Genomic DNA, 17,900 nt, shown 5'->3' with positions numbered 1-17,900 from the left:
GGATGCTGCACCAAGCAACACAACACAACAAGGAGACAAGCCATGCACAAGACTTACAGCGCCTCTGCGGCGCAAACCGCTCACCCTTTGCATCCTGCGCAGGCCCGGCGTTCTGGCGCATTCCCCGCCGCGCTGTGGCGGGCTGCCTGCGCTGCGGCGGCATTGGGTGTGGCCTTTGCGGCCCCAGCCCAGGCGCAGGCCCCGGCGCTACCGGCGCCCGAGACCGTGACGCTGGACAAGCTGGGCTACATGAGCACCTTCCCACCCGAAGGGGCGCAGCGTGTGGACCTGAGCAACTCGTACAAATACCCGCAGCTGCGCTGGGCCGTGCAGCACCTGCGCGAGCTGCAGCCCACACGCAATATCCGCCGGGGCGGTGCCGCACCATCTGCGTTGCCGGCCGACCCGCGACCATTGGGCGCAGTGGCATTCGATGACGACAAGGGCCAGCCCATCACGGTGGACCAATGGTTCACCCGCACCTACACCGATGCACTGGTGGTGATGCACAAGGGCCGCGTGGTGTACGAGCGCTACGACAACCAGATGAAGCCCTACTCGCCGCATCTGCTGTTCTCGGTCACCAAGTCGTTCACCGGGCTCATGGCGGCGCAGCTGGCGCACGAGGGCAAGATCGACCCCGAGGCGCTGGTGACCAAGTACGTGCCGGAGCTGGCCGAATCGGCCTGGGGCGACATGAAGGTGCGCGATGTGATGGACATGACGGGCGCCGTGCGCTTCCGCGAGGTCTACACCGACCCGACCACCGAGATCTTTGGCTACAGCTGGTCCAGCGGTCTGCTGCCCCGTCCGCCGGGCTACCAGGGGCCGACCAATGTGTACGACTTCCTCAAGACGCTCAAGAAGGAAGGCGAACACGGCGCCGGGTTTGTGTACCGCACCGTGCATTCGGAGGTGCTGGGCTGGATCGTGTCGCGCGCCACTGGCAAACACTGGGCGGAGTTGATGAGCGACAACATCTGGCAAAAGCTGGGCACCGAGGAAGATGCCCATGTGATGGTGGACAGCGTGGGCACGCCGCTGCAGGGCGCAGGCCTCAACGCCACGGCGCGCGACCTGGCGCGGTTTGGCGAGATGCTGCGCCTGGGCGGCAGCTTCAACGGTCAGAAGATTTTTGACAAGGCCGTGATCGAAGACACCGCCAAGGGCGGCGACCGAGAGAAGTTCAAGGTGGGTGGCATGGCCTTTCGGCCGGGCTACAGCTACCGCAACCAGTGGTGGGTGCTGCACAACGCTGATGGGGCTTATGAGGCCGCCGGCATCCACGGCCAGTTCATCCATGTGAACCCGGCTGCCGAGATGGTGGTGATCAAACTGTCGTCTCACCCCGTGGCGGGGGCAGGCTTTACCCACCCGCTCACTCTCAAGGCCTGGGCGGCACTGGCGCAGGCGGTGCGCCGCTGAGACAGCGCGGCTGACTCGTCGCGGCGAGCCGCTGCGCTTACTTCAGGTGAAACAGCGAGGCCACGGCCTCGCGGTACTGCCGTTGGCCCACAGAGTTGGTGTTGTGGTGCGAGCCACCCTCTACCAGCACAAACTGCTTGGGCTCCCGCGCTGCCTCGTACAGCTGGCGGCCCAGCGTGGGGCGGATCAGGCTGTCGTCGCTGCCATGCACCACCAGCAGCGGCGAGCCGATCTCGGCCACCTTGCGGATGGATTCGAACCGCTGCGTGATGAGCGGCGACACCGGCAGCCAGCCCCACTTGAAGGTGCTGACCACGTCGGGGATGCTGGTGAAGGTGCCTTCGACGATGGTGCCCTTTTCATCCGGTACCTGGCGCGCCAGATCGATCGCAATGGCGCCGCCCAGCGAGTGGCCGAAGATGTAGCGCGGCTTGTCCGGGTGCTGCTCGGCCAGCCAGTTCCAGGCGGCGCGGGCGTCCTCGGCCGCGGTGGCCTCGGAAGGCAGGCCTGCGCTGCTGCGCCCAAAGCCCCGGTAGTCGATGGCCAGCACCGAAAAGCCCAGCTCCTGCATGCGCCGGATGCGGCCTGACGAGCCCGCCACGTTCCAGCGCGCGCCGTGCAGGTACAGCAGTACCGGCGCGCCGGCCTGGGTGTGGGGCAGCCACAGCCCGTGCAGGCGCTCGGCCTTGCCGCTGGCGTCGGAGGCGAACTCGATCCAGACGTCCTGCATGCCTTCGGTGGACGGCGCGCCGCCCCAGCTGCGGTCGCTGGGCTGGAAGATCCATTCGCGCTGCTTGGCGTCGAGGGTGGCGCAACCCACGCTCACGGCTACTGCCAGCGCCAGAGATGCAAGGAGAGGGATGCGTTTCATCGTCCGACAGATTCTGGTCCCGATGCAAAAGTTCGGTGAAGACGGAGGGTATTGGAAGGCCCCATGGACGATCCCCTGCGAGATCGTCCATGGGCTCGGCCGTTCAGGAGCAGGCTCCGCGCACGCTGCGCTGGTCGGTCACGCCCTCCAGCACCTTGAGCAACCCGTACTGCAGCAGCCGCAGCATGCCCTGCGCGGTGGCGGCCTCAAACAGCTGGTCCACTGGCGCACGGGTCTGGATCAGCTTCTTGATGCCTGGCGAGGCGGCCATGAGTTCGTAGATGCCCACACGGCCTTTGTAACCCGTGTGGTCGCAATGGTTGCACCCCTGGGCACGGTAAAGCACCCAGTCCGATGCCCCTGCGGGGACAAAGCGGCTGCGCCAGGGCGCCAGCAGGCTCTCGGGCGCCAGGCCGGTGCCGGCCGCGTAGTCCGTGGCGATCTGCTGCAGCTCTTCGGCGCCCGGGGTGTAGGGCTGCTTGCAGTCGGGACACAGGCGGCGCGCCAGGCGCTGGCTCAGCACTCCCACCAGCGCGTCGGCAAAGTTGAAGGGGTCCAGTCCCATGTCCAGCATGCGGATGACGCTCTCGGGCGCGCTGTTGGTGTGCAGGGTGGACATCACCATGTGGCCGGTCAGCGAGGCCTCGATGGCGATGTGGGCGGTTTCGCTGTCGCGCATTTCGCCCACCATGATCACGTCCGGGTCGGCCCGCAAAAAGGCGCGCATGGCGGTCGCAAACGTGAGCCCGATGCGCGGGTGCATCTGGATCTGGCGCAGACCATGGTGCGTGATCTCGATGGGGTCTTCGGCAGTCCAGATCTTGGTGTCAGGGTGGTTCACCTCGGCCAGCAGCGAGTGCAGGGTGGTGGTCTTGCCCGACCCGGTGGGCCCACACACCAGGATCAGGCCGTAGCTGCGGTGCACCATCTGCTGCAGTTGTTCGACCAAGGCGACGTCCATGCCCAGCTTGGCCAGCGGGATGGGTTTGGACGATGCCAGGAGCCGCATCACGATGTCTTCGAGCCCATTGGTGGTGGGTAGCACGGCCACGCGCAGCTCCAGCTTGGTGTGGCCAAAGCGCGAGAAGTCGATCTTTCCGTCCTGCGGCAGCCGGTGCTCGGAGATGTCGAGGTTGGCCATGATCTTGATGCGCGACAGCAGCGCCGCGCGCAGCACGAAAGGGATGCGCATGTATTCGGTCAAATCGCCGTCCACGCGCAGCCGGATCAGCGTGGGCTGCTCCTCGGGGTAGGCCTCGATGTGGATGTCCGACGCGCCCCGTGACTGGGCGTCCAGGATGGTCTTGTTGACCAGCCGCACCACCAGGCTGTCGTTGTCGGACACCTGCCGCTGGAGGTCTGGGTGGCCCGGCGATGTGTCGCTGGCCGTGAGCCGCTGGGAGAGTTGCCGCAGCTCTTCCTCGATCGACAGATCGGTGCGGTCCATGCCCACCTTGGAGTATTCCACCGTGATGCGTGCCGCCAGTTCGTCCGGGTTGGCAATGACGGGCACCACCTGCTTCTGGGCCGAGAACCGCAGCTCGTCCAGGTAGTCGGCATCCACCGGGCTTTCCACCGCCACCACCAGGCTCTTGTCGCTGACCAGCAGGGGCAGCACCTGGTGCTCTACCGCGTATTCTTTGGGCACCAGGCGCAGCACCTCGGGCTGCACCACAAAGCCGTCCAGCGCCACCATCGGAATGCTGAACTGCTGCGCCACCACTTCGGTCAGCTGGGCCCGGCTCAGCGCGCCCATCTCCACCAGGATGTTGCCCAGCAGGTGCTTGTTGCCCCGCTGCATCAGTGTGAGGGCATCCCGCATCTGGTCGTTGCTCACCAGTCCCTGGTTGATGAGGAGGTCGCCCAGCCGCACGGGTACAAAACTGCCGATCTGGGTGATCTGGCCGGCCAGCTGCGCCGTGCTGCGGATGGGTTCGCCGTTGGCGGTGGGGCCTTGCCGCCGTCGCTCCTGTTCAGTCAGGGCCAGTTGCACCGTGTCGGCGCTGACCAGTTGCGACTGGATCAGGTGCTGGCCCAGCAGGCCTCCCACCTGGTAGCTGCGCAGTGCCGTGGTGGGGATGAATATCCGCACGCAGTGCACCGCATCGGTGGTCAGATAGAAGAACAGGCCCTGGCGGGTTTTGACAAAGCCCTTGGTCTCACCGCGCAGGTTTTCACCGTCGATGAACTGCACGGTGAAGGGACGCGATGTGGTGTTGACTTCGTGCCCCCCGGCAGCCTGGTAACGCGCCGTCAGGTCGGCATCGGCCGCCAGCGGAATGGGCGGCATCAGCTGGATGCTCTTGATGGCCGCAAATGGCAGCGCCACCGCCGCCGTGCCCTCTGGCGGCATCAGCACCGCGCGTTGTGCCTGCGGATCAAACTGCTCCAGCACACCGTGGCGGGTGTCCCCGCCCGTTGTGAAGACGATGGCGTCGGCCGGTGTCAGGGCGTCGACCGGCCGCGCGTCGCGAAAGAACGGCGGAAACGGCCAATGCTGCATGCGCGCGCTGCCCGTCACGACAGCCGCGAGGCCGACTGCATGGGCGAGGAGGTGTCGATGGAAAGGTCCCCCGCATCCTGCGTGGTCACGCCCGCCGCCAGGCGCACGCGCAGCGCCAGGTCGGTGCGCGAGTCGGCGTTGTGCAGCGCCTCGTCCAGCGAGATGCGGCCGTCGGTGTAGAGCTGGTACAGCGCCTGGTCAAAAGTGCACATGCCGATCTCGGTGCTGTGGCCCATGGCCTCCTTGATGCCCGAGAACTCGCCCTTGGCGATCAGGTCGGCGATGTAGGGTGAGTTGAGCATCACCTCCACCGCAGGCACCAGCTTTTCGTGCAGGCCGGGGATCAGGCGCTGAGAGATCACGCCGGCCAGGTTCAGGCTCAGGTCCATCAGTAGCTGGTGGTGGGCGTCTTCGGGGAAGAAATTAATGACCCGCTCCATGGCCTGGTTGGCGTTGTTGGCGTGCAGGGTGGACAGGCACAGGTGGCCGGTCTCGGCATAGGCGATGGCCTGCTTCATGGTGTTGCGGTCGCGGATCTCGCCGATCATGATCACGTCCGGCGCCTCGCGCAGCGCGTTCTTCAGGGCTTCTTCGTACGACTGCGTGTCGATGCCCACCTCGCGCTGGTCCACCACCGAGCGCTTGTGCGCGTGCAAAAACTCCAGCGGGTCTTCGATGGTGAGGATGTGGCCCGTGACGTTCTCGTTGCGGTAGTTGATCATCGACGCCAGCGTGGTCGATTTGCCCGAGCCCGTGGCCCCGGTCACCAGCACCAGGCCGCGCTTGCGCAGCACCAGCTTTTCCAGCACCGGGGGCAGGCCCAGCGCGGCCAGCGGCGGGATCTTGTTCTTGATGTAGCGCACCACCATGCCGGTTTCGCCGCGCTGCACGAACACGTTGACCCGAAAGCGCCCCAGGTTCTCGGCCGAGATCGACAGGTTCATCTCCTGCTTGGCCTCGAACTCGCCGATCTGCTTTTCGTTCATCACCGCGTAGGCCAGCTGCTTGACCTGGCCGGGCAACAAGGCGGGCATCTTCAACGGGTGTGTGACCCCTTCGATCTTGAGATTGACCGGCGCACCGACACTGAAAAAGAGGTCCGAGCCTCCCTTTTCGACCATGACGTTCAAGAAGCTGAAGATTTCCACGGCGGACTCCCGAAAGTGTGCGTATTGGTTTTCAAGTGCAGCATAGCCTGCACTGCGCTGCGCGCCAAAAACAAAGGGGACGAAGCCCCAGTGATTTGCTGCGTGAACAGGATCTTGGAACGCAAACACGTTCCAAGGCCCGGCCCTTCCCCTTACACCACGCCCTGCGCCAGCATGGCGTCGGCCACCTTCACAAAGCCGGCGATGTTGGCGCCGTCGATGTAGCTCACGCTGCCATCGGCGCGCTTGCCGTAGTGCAGGCAGGCTGCGTGGATGCCCTGCATGATCTGCAGCAGTCGGGCGTCCACCTCCTCGCGGGGCCAGGACAGGCGGGCGGCGTTCTGGCTCATCTCCAGGCCGGATGTGGCCACGCCGCCTGCGTTGCTGGCCTTGCCGGGGGCGTACAGCACGCCTGCGGCCTCAAAGGCCTTGGCGGCCTCGATGGTCGAGGGCATGTTGGCGCCCTCGGCCACGCAGAGCACGCCGTTCTGGATCAGCGTTTTCGCGTCGTTCTCGTCCAGCTCGTTTTGCGTGGCGCAGGGCAGGGCCACGTCCACCTTCACATGCCAGGGGCGGACACCGGCTTCAAACTTCACACCCGTGCGGGCGGCGTAGTCGCTCACGCGGCCGTAGAGGTGGTTCTTCACATCCATCAGGATGGCGAGCTTTTCGGGAGTGAAGCCATCCTCGTCCACCACGGTGCCGCTGGAGTCCGACACCGTCACCACCTTGGCGCCCAGCTCCATCGCCTTTTGCACGGCGTATTGCGCCACGTTGCCCGAGCCGGACACCGACACGCGCAGGCCGTCGAACGAACGGCCTCGGGTCTTGAGCATTTCCTGCGCAAAGTACACCGTGCCGTAGCCTGTGGCTTCAGGGCGGATCAGCGAGCCGCCGAACGACAGGCCCTTGCCGGTGAACACGCTGGCCGCGTTGTTGGCCAGCTTTTTGTACATGCCCGCCATGAAGCCCACCTCGCGGCCGCCCACGCCGATGTCGCCGGCGGGCACATCGGTGTCGGGGCCCACATGGCGGTACAGCTCGGTCACGAACGCCTGGCAAAAGCGCATGACTTCGCCAGGGCTCTTGCCCTTGGGGTCGAAGTCGGAACCGCCCTTGCCACCACCCATGGGCAGCGTGGTCAGTGCGTTCTTGAAGGTCTGCTCAAACGCCAGGAACTTGAGCACCGACAGGTTGACTGACGGATGAAAACGCAGGCCGCCTTTGTACGGGCCAATCGCCATGCTGTGCTGGATGCGGTAGCCCCGGTTGACCTGCACGCCGCCATGGTCGTCCACCCAGGACACGCGGAACATCACGACGCGCTCGGGCTCCACCAGCCGCTCCAGCAGACCATGCTCGGCGTAGCGCGGGTGCTGCGCAATGAACGGCCAGAGGCTTTCCATCACTTCGGTGACGGCTTGCAGGAATTCCGGCTGGCCGGGGTTGCGGAGCGCCACGTGGGAAAGGAAGCTCTCGGCGGTCGCGTGTTTCATGGTTCAAAAGGCTTTCAGCATCAAAAGGTCAACAACGTCAAAGATCGCTAACGCACCGGTTTGGCGCACTGCAACATCGAATTATGTTCAAAAGTTATACGTTCATGCCGATGCCTATGCACAATGGTGGGGAATGTGGCCGAGATATTCGCCACATATTGGTGCGGTTGGTGTGTGGTGCGACCGTCATGCGTTTGCAAAAAGGACGTCATGGTCTTGTCACATGCCGACCCCACAGTTCGGCGGTTCTACCAACAACATAGCGAGGAGAAGAGCATGCACATCACTGGTGTGAAATGGGGAGCGCTGGCCATGGTGGCCACGCTGGCAGCCTGCGGCGGCAGCGACAACTATCCGTACCCCACCCTGAACGGCGACAAGCCCCTGGTGATCGGCCACCGGGGCACGGCGGGCTACCGGCCCGACCACACGCTAGAGGGCTACAAGCTGGCCATCGACATGGGCGCCGACTTCATCGAGCCCGACCTGGTCGCCACCAAGGACGGTGTGCTGGTTGCCCGCCATGAGCCCAACATCACGGGCACCACGGATGTCTCCACCCGCGCCGAGTTTGCGGGCCGCAAGACCAAGAAAGTGGTCGATGGCGTAGAGGAGGAAGGCTGGTTTGTCACCGACTTCACCCTGGCCGAACTCAAGACCCTGCGCGCCATCCAGCCCCTGTCGGACCGCGACCAGTCGTACAACGGCAAGTTCCAGATCCCCACCTTTGAAGAAGTGCTGGACCTGGCTAAGACCGAAGGCGCCAAGGCTGGCCGCACCGTGGGCGTGTACCCCGAGACTAAGCACCCCACCTACCACGTCAAGCAAGGCTTGCCGCTGGAAGACCGCCTGCTGGCCATCCTGGCCAAGTACGGCTACACCTCCAAGAGCTCGCCCGTCATCATCCAGTCGTTCGAGGTTTCCAACCTCAAGTACCTGCGCACCAAGACCCAGGTGCGCCTGGTGCAGCTGGTGGACGCGGACGATGTGAACCCCGATGGCACCATGTCGCTGGTGGCCCCGTACGACAAGCCCTATGACTTTGCTGTGGCCGGTGACTCGCGCACCTTCGCCAGCCTGCTGACCCCCGCAGGCCTCAAGGAAGTCAAGACCTATGCCGACGGCATTGGCCCCTGGAAGCCGTACCTGATCCCCTCTAAGCAAGTGGATGCCAACAAGGATAGCAAGGCCGACGACCTGAATGGCGACGGCAAGATCGACGAGCGCGACCGCGTGATGATGGCGCCCACCGACGTGGTGAAGAACGCCCACGCCGAAGGCCTGTTCGTGCACGCTTACACCTTCCGCAACGAAGCCAAGCGCCTGGCCTCGGACTTCAAGGGTGATCCCAAGGCCGAGTACAAGCTGTTCTTCAACCTGGGTGTGGACGGCGTGTTCAGCGACTTTGCCGACACCGCCAAGGCTGCGCGGGATCAGTGACACCCTCGCCCGGGGGCGCACCGCCCGGCTGCAATCCCCAAGAGCTACCCGCAGGAAAGCGCCGAGAGGCGCTTTCTTTTATGGGCGGCGAAAGAATGAAAGAGCCTGTGCCTGAAATCTACGCAATATGAGGCACCGCTTTTTCAAAGATGAAGATCACTTCTTCCTTGTTTTTCAGAATCAGCCGTGTCTCGTAAGCGAGGCGGTACAGGGGCTTGATCCTGGAGAACATGTCCACCATGCCCTCCATGGTCCAGGCGTGAAAGTGAATGCTGTAGTCGGCTGCATTCAATTCCTGGGCTACTTCATTTTCGAACTGCTTTAGCGCCGCGCCGCTGTGGCGTGGGAAAAGCCCTTTGTCCATTCCGTTGGCCGCAAAGATCTTTGCAAACTCGGCATAGGCCGAATCCCGCGACCAGGCAGGCCCCTCCTCATAGTCTCGTTGAAGGTGCTCAAAGGGCGTGGGTTGTCGGACGCTGTCAAAGCTATGCCGCATTTCGGGCAGGCTCAAATACAGGATGCCTCCGTGTTTCAACACTCTGAGCATGTTGCGAAAGCCCCTTATCGGATCTTCAAAATGCTCCAGGACATGGTTGGCAATCACGAAGTCCTGTGAGTAGTCCCCCACTTTCGCAAGGCATTCGCCATCGTCCACGATGTCCGGGCGGATCACGGTGCTCAGATCGACCCCAAAATCCCCCAGCGATAAGCCAGCCACCTTGTGATTCGCGTCCAAGTCTTCCAGGTTGTATTTGTCCACATAAGTTACGCGAGCCGCGTCGGGCACTGGCAGGGGCGAAGCGAAGGCACCGATTTCCAACCCGTGGCCCGCAATGAAATTGTCTGCAACGGTTTTGCGCACCTCGGTCATGGATCCGCAGAGCGAACGTGCTGCGGGTGCTACGGGTACTTCTTTTTTTGTTGAAGAGCCAGTTCAATACTTGCTAGCCGGCTGTCAAGGCCCGGCGTGCCTACCAATCTGCGGATGAGGGATGTGATTGCAGTTTTCAAGATCGAGATTTTTCGTGTGTTCAGTGAGGTAGTCCCTGGCAGCCAATGCGTGGGACCCATTTGCATAAGACCAACGCTGCTGCAGGGGGCTGGCGCTATCGCCGAGTTTTGCGTTGTATTCTTCCCGATTTGGCGCGCCTTATGCGGGACTTCGCATTTTCAGGTTGTTCGCCCCTATTTCCGCCAGCGCGTTCCCGGCACGTCAGCTGCGGCGTCAGCCCACCAAGTCGATTTTCTCTTCCATGACCGCACCCTCTGCTTCCTCCCCGGTGCAGCGCGCACAGCCCTGCGACTGGTTGGCCGTGCTGCTGTTGCTGGGATTCGGTTTCCTGCAGCTGTATTACTGCGACCTCACTTTCCATGGCCCCGACCAGATTCGCGACGTGGACACAGTGCGCCAGTGGTTGCACCGCGGCCAGTGGCCCCAGAGCAGCACCCCGTTCAACGGTCGGTTTTTTCTTCCCCCGGGGTTTTATTACCTGCTGGGCCTGCCCCTGCTGGTGGTGGACAGCGAGGTCAGCATCTTTGCCGCCTTCGGGTTCTTCAACGTGGCCTGCATCGGCTGGGCATGGACCATGCTCCGCACGCACCTGGGAAGCCGCGTTGCGTTGGCCTATGTAGCGCTGTGCATGCCCATCTTTGGCAGCGTATACACCCACAGTGCCTGGAATCCGGCGCTGGTGATGGGGCTGTCCAGCCTGGTACTGGCGCTGTGGGTGCGGGCCCTGCACCGGCCGAACACAGGTTGGTTTGCGCTCGTGCTGGCGATGTTCGTACTGCTGCAGGTTCACCCCTCGGCCGCGTTGCTGGCGCTGGTCATGGGGCTGTTTGCCGTGGTCCATCCCGCCGTGCTGCGCCAGCGTGGCACGTGGGCTGGCATCGGCGTGGTGCTGGCGCTGACGGCGTGGTGGGCGTTGTGGGCCAAGCCCTGGAGCATCGAGCGTGTGGTGGCGGCTCCGCCGCCACCGTCCGAGGCGGGCTGGGCGGCGCTCGCTGGCCGGCTATTGAGCCCGGGCAAATGGTGGGATGCACTGGCCATGCCCTACCACATGGTGGCAGGCATTGAGCCTGCCCTGCCCATGGTGACCGCCGCCGCCGCGGCGCTGCTGGGAGTGTTGCTTGTGGGAGTGTTGCTGGGGCTGGTTCGGGCCGCCCGGTCTCCCGCCATGCGCTGGGTGGCCGCGGCGGTGCTGGTGTGGTGGAGTATGGCCATGCTGCTGCTGCCGTTTGGCGCGTTCTGGTACCTGGACGTGATCCAGCCCTGGATGTCTTTGTTGGCAGCCTATGGCTGGGCCGGTGCCAGTGCGCGGTGGGCTCGCAGCGCGGCAGCCTGGCTTGTAGCGATGGCTGCTGTCGGCGTAGTGGCGTTGGGCGGGCAATGGGCGCTGTACCGGCAGTTCGAGGTGCTGGGCAAGCTGGACCTCGGGGCCAACGTGTCGTTCTTTCCGCGCATCCCGGGACCGCAGCGCTGGGCGCCTTCTTTCAGCTTCCGGTACCTGCGCGCCATGCAGGACTATGTGGACTCCGAATCCCTCTGCCAGAGCCAGCTTCGGGGCCTGTACTGGATGCTGGTGCGCGATATGACGAACCGCCAGTTCGACGCCAGGTGCCAGGCCGCTGCGGGGGGCGCTTTGGTCACGCAATACCTGATCGAACCCCAGGCCCAGGCGGTGCAGTCGGCATTTACCCAAGGGCTTGCGCCCGTGGCCGCGCTGCCCGGTGCGGCGGTGTATGCCTTCGCGCCGCTGCCTTTGCGCGTCAACGGCCGCGAAGGTGGCAATGTCTTTACCGAAGAACGGCTGGACTACATGACGTTTGCGCCAGCCACGCACCGCGAGGGTATTGCGCTACAGATCAGTGCACCGGGGCCTGCCGTGCTCCGCGTGGCCCTGCGATGCACCGACGAGACGGTGCTGCCCCTGCCGGAGGGCTGGTCCTTGGTGCAGGCCAGCTCCAGTGTGCCGCCGCGCGCCGAGCACTTCAGGTACATGGGCAGCAACTACTACACGCTGGAGTGGTCCTTGCTGCCGGCGTGGCCAGGTGCTTCCATTACCGTGGCGACGCCTCCGGTAGCGCTGCAATGCGACGTGTCCGCAGCGGCGCGCGCCTTGCCCTGAGCGGCTTGTCCCCCTGCTCTTTGCCGGTGGGGGCAAGAGGATGCTGGGCGGGGCGGCAGTAGCTGCGGTTTTATGCGGCGCTGCGTCGGGTCAGAACCCCAGCGCAAACCCCAGGCTCAACAAGGTGCGACCTTGCTGGCGGCCCACGGTAGCGTCGAGCTGCTTGCCAGGCGCCCACTCCCACCGTGCACCCGTCTGAAAGGCGGGGGCGCTGCCTTGGGTGCCAAAGGCCTCCAGGTGCGGCGTGATGGCACCCCAGCTGCGTTCCACCGAGGCGCCCCAGGTGGCGCGCCAGGACTGGCCGCGCTCGCGCTGGCTGCCCAGGTTGGCGTTGACCACGCCCCAGGTCGCGGCGCATGTGCCGATGAGGTTGAGCGCCACCACGCTGCCCGCGCTTTGCCCGGTACTCTGGCGCCGGTGCACGACACCGGCACTGCTGCCTGCGTTGCAGCCCTGCTCTTGCGCGGGGCTCCACAGCCACTTGGCCTGCACGCCTTGCAAGGTGTGGCGTTCGTTGCGGTCACGCGCCAGCACGGCGCCCAGCTCCAGTCCTGCCATGGGGGTGAAGGCAGGGGCCATGTACACCGTGCCAGGCTGGCCGCGCTGGCCCTCCCACCACACTTCGACGTGACCATGGCCCACCTCGTCAACGCCTGCATCGTCCACGGACAGAGGGCGCCCGGCGTGGGCGGACCAGGCCACGCACAGGGTGGTGGTGGCTGCCAGCATGCGCGATGCGGTGGCGTGGGTGGTACGGTGGTAGCGGTGCTGGGTCATGGAGGGCGGTGGGCAATGGCTGGAGGAAAAGGCTCTGGCTATGTCGCGGGCGGGGAAGTGCCCGCCGCTACCGTCCGCGCAGGAACAGCGCATCCAGCTCCTTCATGCTCAACTGCCGCCAGGTGGGGCGGCCGTGGTTGCACTGGTCGGAGCGGTCGGTGGTTTCCATTTGGCGCAGCAGGGCGTTCATCTCGTCGGTGGTGAGCTTGCGGTTGGCCCGCACGGCACCGTGGCAGGCCATCGTGCCCAGGATTTCATTGCGGGCGCGTTGCACCACGGTGGTGGCGTCGTGGGCGGCCAGCTCGGCCAGCACGCTGCGGGCCAGCTCCACCGGGTCGCCCTGCGCCAACGTGGTGGGCACGGCGCGCACGGCCAGCGTCTTGGGCGAGAAGGGCACCACCTCCAGGCCTAGCGTGGCCAGCACGTCGGCAGACTCTTCGGCCGTGGCGACTTCCTGCGGCGTGGCGGCGAAGGTGGCGGGGATCAGCAAGGGTTGGCTGGCAATGCGCGCGCCGCTGTCCACCTGGGCCTTCAGGCGTTCGTAGACGATGCGCTCGTGGGCGGCATGCATGTCCACCACCACCATGCCCTGGGCATTTTCGGCCAGGATGTACACGCCGTGCAACTGGGCCACGGCCTTGCCCAGGGGCCAGGCGGTTTCGTTGCCATCGCGGCCCACAGGCCAGGCCGTGGGTGGGTTGCTGGCCGGGGGCTCGGTGGGGGTGCCTGCAACCGGAGCGGCCGTCTGTGCGGAGGGCGCACCGTCCCAGGGCGTGTCAGATGCATGGGATGCGGCAGGCGTTGCCCATGCTGCGGGCGCATCTGCCTGGGCTGAGGGCGCCCACAAACCGCCCACGGCCTCGCCCGATGCGGGGTCTGCCACGGGGCCGGCAGGCGTCGCACTGCGCGACCCCCACAGAGCCTGCAGGTCTTCCACACGGTGACCACGTTCTTCAAATTTGATAGCGGCCTGGGCATTCCACACCGGCGCTTGGGGCGTCTGGGGCTTGAAATGCTCCCCATCACCGGCTGCGGAGGGGTTGGGTGCCGCCGCAGCCGCTGCCAATGCGGCAGCCCGTGGCGCAGCCAGCGCGTTTTCCACCGCATGGCGCACGGCCTGGTGCACCTCGCGGCTGTCGCGAAAGCGCACCTCGATCTTGGTGGGGTGCACGTTCACGTCCACACGCGCCGGGTCGATCTCGACATACAGCGCATAAATGGGCTGCTTGTGGCCGTGCAGCACGTCCTCGTAGGCGCTGCGGGCCGCGTGCGTGAGGACCTTGTCGCGCACGAAGCGGCCGTTGACGTAGCAATACTGGTGGTCGGGCCGCGAGCGCGCCGCGTCGGGCAGGCCTGCGCGGCCGGTGACGGTGACCGGGCCCACGCGGTGCTGCACGGCGACCGACTGGGTGACGAAGTCTTCGCCCAGCACGTCCGACAGGCGGCGGGCTAGCGCGTCATGGGCATCCTGGCCGGGCACGAAGGTCGCGCGCCACTGCTCCACCAGCTTGCCTTCGTGCCAGATGGCAAAGCCCACATCGGGCCGCGCCAGTGCGTGGCGGCGCACCGATTCAATGCAGTGCGCCAGCTCGGTGGCGTCGGTCTTCAAGAACTTGCGGCGCGCGGGCGTGGAGAAGAACAGTTCCTTCACCTCCACTGTGGTGCCGGTGCTGCGCGCGGCGGGGCGCAGCTCACCACTGCGGGCGTCCAGCAAGAAGGCGCTGGCCTGCGCGGCGGGGCGCGAGAGCAGGGCCATCTCCGACACCGACGCAATCGCTGCCAGTGCCTCGCCCCGAAAGCCCATGGTGGCGACGGTCTCCAGGTCGTTCAGGTTGGTGATCTTGCTGGTGGCGTGGCGGCGCAGGGCCACAGGCAGCTCTTCTTGCGGGATGCCGCCGCCATCGTCCTCCACGGTGATCAGCCGCACGCCACCGGCCGACAGGCGCACGGTGATCTGCGTGGCACCCGCATCGAGCGCGTTGTCCACCAGCTCGCGCACCACCGAAGCGGGGCGCTCCACCACTTCACCCGCAGCAATCTGGCTGATGAGTTCATCGGGCAGATCGCGGATGGGGCGGCGCGTGGCGGTGGGGGGGCTGGAGGCGGGCTGCGCCGCTGCGAGGAAGGGGGTGGTGTCGTTCACCCACCGGATTTTAGGGCGGGGGCTGCGCAGGGGTATCGGGCTGGGGTGGGGCGTGATGGGGATAATGCGCCCACCTTTTTTCCGCGCCGCGCCCGGGCCCGTCTTTTTATGGAACTTGTCACTTTTCTCATCGACTTCATCCTGCATGTGGACAAGTATCTGGAGGCGTTTGTGCAGGCCTATGGCATGTGGGTGTACGCCCTGCTGTTTGCCATTGTGTTTGTCGAAACAGGCCTGGTGGTGATGCCTTTTTTGCCGGGCGACTCGCTGCTGTTCATCGTGGGCGCGCTGTGTGGTGCCGGCATGATGAGCTTTCCGCTGGCGTGCGCGGTGCTGCTGGCGGCGGCCATCTTGGGCGACCAGTGCAACTACTCCATCGGCCGCTACTTTGGCCCCAAGGTGTTCCAGTGGGAGGATTCGCGCTGGTTCAACCGCCGGGCGTTCAACCAGGCGCATGAGTTTTACGAGCGCTACGGTGGCATCACCATCGTGATTGCGCGTTTCATGCCCTTCATCCGCACGTTTGCGCCCTTCGTGGCGGGCGTGGCGGAAATGAATCGCGCCAAGTTCACCGCCTACAACGTGGGCGGGGCGCTGCTGTGGGTGCTGGGCATTGCCACGGCCGGGTACTTCTTCGGCAACTTTGCGTGGGTCAAGGAGAACCTGGACAAGATCATCTGGGCGATGATTTTTGTGCCGGGCCTGATCGCCATCTTTGGCGCCTGGCGCGCCGGGCGCCAGGCCCGCACAGCCTGACAGACTGCGAATTTGCTACAAATAAAAGAGCGACAGGCGCATGTTTTACATGCGCCTGTCGCTCTTTTTATGCCCAGATCAGCGCTCTGGGCGGGGAGGGACGTCCCAGAGGCTTAACGGCGGTAAGGGCGGCGTTGGTCGCGGTCTTCGCCCACTTCATGGCCGATGAGGGCGCCGGCAGCGGCACCGCCGATGGTGCCCACAGGGCCGCCGAAGATGGCGTTACCGGCAACGCCGCCGACCACGGCGCCGACGCCAGTGCCGACCTGGGCGTTGGTGGGGTTGGATGCACAACCACCCAGTGCCAGGGCCGCAGTGCAGGTAGTCGCAAGAAGAATGTGACGGATGTTCATGGCGAGATTCCTTGATGGTTGTGGAGTCAGGCCGTGGTCCCCAAACCGCGGTAGCGGCTGAAGCTCGACCTGTGCCTCTACTGTCGCTGCCCGGCCGCGCGGTGGCTGTAGGCAGGCAAGGGTGCTGGGTGTAGGACAGGCGGCACAGGAGGAACTAAGGGTTTCCCTGCGCCTGTCGCTGTTGCCAACCGGGTTGCGCAGGCAGATCATTTCCTTGTCATACAAAACTTACACAAGGACACGCGATGACCCAGCACATCCAGCAAGCCGGCCGGGGCGGCGTGGGCACCCAGCTGACGGTGGCGCAGCAGATCGGGTTGATTGTGGGCGTGGCGGTGCTGGCGCTGGTGGTCGTCCTGGCGCTGAGCCTGGTGCGTGTGCAGCGCCTGGGGGCTACCGTGGATCAGCTGGCCACCGAGCAGGTGGAGCGACTGCAACTGGCGCTGCGCTGGCGCAGCAACATCGCCGTCAATTCCACGCGTGTGTTCTCCATCGCTCAGACCGAGGGCGATGACCTCCAGAACTATTTCAAGGAGGCAGTGGCCGCCACCACCGCCGACACCAGCAAGGTGCAAAAGCGCTATACCGAGCTGGAAAACAGCCCGGAGGGCCTGCGCATCCAGGAAGAGCTGGCCACCATCCGCAAGTCGTACCTGGAGTCGCGCGACAAGTCGCTGGAGCTGAAAAAGGCGGGTGACATGGCCCAGGCGCGCGCCTATGCGCTGGGCACGTTTGCGCCAGTGCTGGACAAATACAACGCCGTGGCCGACAAGATGGTGGATTACCAGGTGCGCCGCTCGGCCGAGCAGGCGGTCGAGGCGGCAGAGCTCATACAGTCCTACCGCATGACCGTGCTGGTGGCGGGTTTGGCGGGGCTGGCGCTGCTGGTGGTGCTGTCGTGGGTGGTGGTGCAGCGCATCCGCCGCTCGCTGGGGGCGGTGAGCGCGGTGGCGCAGCGCATTGGCGAGGGTGACCTGTCCCAACCCATCGAGGTGCAAGGGCGTGGCGAGGTGGCCGAGATGATGCGTGCCATGCAGGGCATGCAGAGCTCGCTGGTGCGCATCGTGGGCGACGTGCGGCACAGCAGCGACAGCATTGCCACGGGCTCCAGCGAGATCGCGATGGGCAATGCCGACCTGAGCCAGCGCACCGAGGAACAGGCCAGCAACCTGGAGGAAACGGCTGCCTCCATGGAAGAGATCACCAGCACCGTGAAGAACAACGCCGACACCGCGCGCAAGGCGGCCACGCTGGCCGGCTCGGCATCGCAGGCGGCGGTCAAGGGCGGCGAGGTGGTGGGACAGGTGGTGACCACCATGCAGGACATTTCGGCCGCGTCCCGAAAAATAACCGACATCATCAGCGTGATTGATGGCATCGCGTTCCAGACCAACATCCTGGCGCTGAACGCGGCGGTGGAGGCCGCACGCGCCGGCGAGCAGGGCCGTGGGTTTGCGGTGGTGGCCAGCGAGGTGCGCAGCCTGGCCCAGCGCAGCGCCGAGGCGGCCAAGGAGATCAAGGCCCTGATCAGTGCCAGTGTGGAGAAGGTGGAGAACGGCACCCAGCTGGTGAGCAACGCCGGGCAGAGCATGGAAGACATCGTCGCCCAGGTGCAGCGGGTGAGCGACCTGATTGGCGAAATCTCCAGCGCCACGGGCGAGCAGACCATCGGCATCAGCCAGGTGGGCGAGGCGGTGATGCAGCTGGACCAGGTCACCCAGCAGAATGCGGCCCTGGTGGAGCAGAGCGCTGCGGCGGCCGACAGCCTCAAGCACCAGGCGGCGCGGTTGTCAGAGATCGTGAGCGTGTTCCGGCTGGGGCGCTGACCGCCTTCAGTGCCGCACGGTCTTCACCCCCTCA

At 65.2% G+C, this 17,900-nt stretch carries 13 protein-coding genes; 5 read left to right on the top strand and 8 right to left on the bottom strand.

What is annotated here, in order from left to right:
- Positions 1–42 precede the first annotated feature (42 nt).
- Positions 43–1,425, top strand: a complete 1,383-nt coding sequence (locus ATF69_RS12540; protein ID WP_244303721.1) for a serine hydrolase domain-containing protein — start codon at positions 43–45, stop codon at positions 1,423–1,425.
- A 37-nt stretch (positions 1,426–1,462) separates the two neighbouring features.
- Here the strand turns inward: ATF69_RS12540 and ATF69_RS12535 are convergent, their stop codons facing one another.
- From ATF69_RS12535 to gdhA, 4 genes are all read right to left on the bottom strand, one after another.
- Complete coding sequence (locus tag ATF69_RS12535) at positions 1,463–2,296, bottom strand: alpha/beta hydrolase (RefSeq protein WP_146871175.1); 834 nt, start codon at positions 2,294–2,296, stop codon at positions 1,463–1,465.
- 103 nt (positions 2,297–2,399) lie between these two features.
- Positions 2,400–4,799, bottom strand: coding sequence for a GspE/PulE family protein (locus ATF69_RS12530; protein WP_146871174.1), 2,400 nt, complete (start codon positions 4,797–4,799; stop codon positions 2,400–2,402).
- Positions 4,800–4,813: 14 nt separating this feature from the next.
- The gene (locus tag ATF69_RS12525; RefSeq protein WP_146871173.1) at positions 4,814–5,947 is read right to left on the bottom strand and encodes a PilT/PilU family type 4a pilus ATPase; all 1,134 of its coding nucleotides are present in this window, start codon (positions 5,945–5,947) and stop codon (positions 4,814–4,816) included.
- A 152-nt stretch (positions 5,948–6,099) separates the two neighbouring features.
- Positions 6,100–7,443 carry an NADP-specific glutamate dehydrogenase gene (gene gdhA, locus ATF69_RS12520; RefSeq protein ID WP_099729752.1) on the bottom strand — a complete coding sequence of 448 codons (1,344 nt, stop codon included), beginning with the start codon at positions 7,441–7,443 and terminating at the stop codon, positions 6,100–6,102.
- A gap of 276 nt (positions 7,444–7,719) precedes the next feature.
- Between gdhA and ATF69_RS12515 the strand changes: the two genes are divergently transcribed.
- On the top strand, positions 7,720–8,883 hold the full coding sequence (locus tag ATF69_RS12515; protein WP_146871172.1) for a glycerophosphodiester phosphodiesterase: 1,164 nt from the start codon (positions 7,720–7,722) through the stop codon (positions 8,881–8,883).
- A gap of 118 nt (positions 8,884–9,001) precedes the next feature.
- On the opposite strand, the gene ATF69_RS12510 is transcribed toward ATF69_RS12515, so the two are convergent.
- Entirely contained in the window at positions 9,002–9,754 is a 753-nt protein-coding gene (locus ATF69_RS12510; protein WP_056743458.1) for a methyltransferase domain-containing protein, read from the bottom strand.
- A gap of 382 nt (positions 9,755–10,136) precedes the next feature.
- Here ATF69_RS12510 and ATF69_RS12505 point away from each other — a divergent pair, with 382 nt between their 5' ends.
- Positions 10,137–12,011, top strand: a complete 1,875-nt coding sequence (locus ATF69_RS12505; protein ID WP_146871171.1) for a glycosyltransferase family 39 protein — start codon at positions 10,137–10,139, stop codon at positions 12,009–12,011.
- Between the two features lie 90 nt (positions 12,012–12,101).
- Here ATF69_RS12505 and ATF69_RS12500 read toward each other — a convergent pair whose 3' ends face one another.
- Entirely contained in the window at positions 12,102–12,788 is a 687-nt protein-coding gene (locus ATF69_RS12500) for a hypothetical protein (RefSeq protein WP_146871170.1), read from the bottom strand.
- Positions 12,789–12,855: 67 nt separating this feature from the next.
- On the bottom strand, positions 12,856–14,931 hold the full coding sequence (mutL, locus tag ATF69_RS12495; RefSeq protein ID WP_208758725.1) for a DNA mismatch repair endonuclease MutL: 2,076 nt from the start codon (positions 14,929–14,931) through the stop codon (positions 12,856–12,858).
- 108 nt (positions 14,932–15,039) lie between these two features.
- Between mutL and ATF69_RS12490 the strand changes: the two genes are divergently transcribed.
- Complete coding sequence (locus ATF69_RS12490) at positions 15,040–15,687, top strand: DedA family protein (RefSeq protein ID WP_056061629.1); 648 nt, start codon at positions 15,040–15,042, stop codon at positions 15,685–15,687.
- Positions 15,688–15,800: 113 nt separating this feature from the next.
- Here ATF69_RS12490 and ATF69_RS12485 read toward each other — a convergent pair whose 3' ends face one another.
- Entirely contained in the window at positions 15,801–16,040 is a 240-nt protein-coding gene (locus ATF69_RS12485; protein ID WP_056061634.1) for a glycine zipper 2TM domain-containing protein, read from the bottom strand.
- Between the two features lie 245 nt (positions 16,041–16,285).
- On the opposite strand from ATF69_RS12485, the gene ATF69_RS12480 reads away from it, so the two are divergent.
- Complete coding sequence (locus ATF69_RS12480) at positions 16,286–17,866, top strand: methyl-accepting chemotaxis protein (protein WP_146871169.1); 1,581 nt, start codon at positions 16,286–16,288, stop codon at positions 17,864–17,866.
- The last annotated feature ends 34 nt before the right edge of the window (positions 17,867–17,900 follow it).

The sequence above is a fragment of the Acidovorax delafieldii genome (assembly GCF_007993815.1).
GTDB classification, from domain to species: domain Bacteria; phylum Pseudomonadota; class Gammaproteobacteria; order Burkholderiales; family Burkholderiaceae_C; genus Acidovorax; species Acidovorax delafieldii.
Note: the sequence above shows the minus strand (reverse complement) of the source record. Positions and strands in the feature narration are given on the sequence as shown.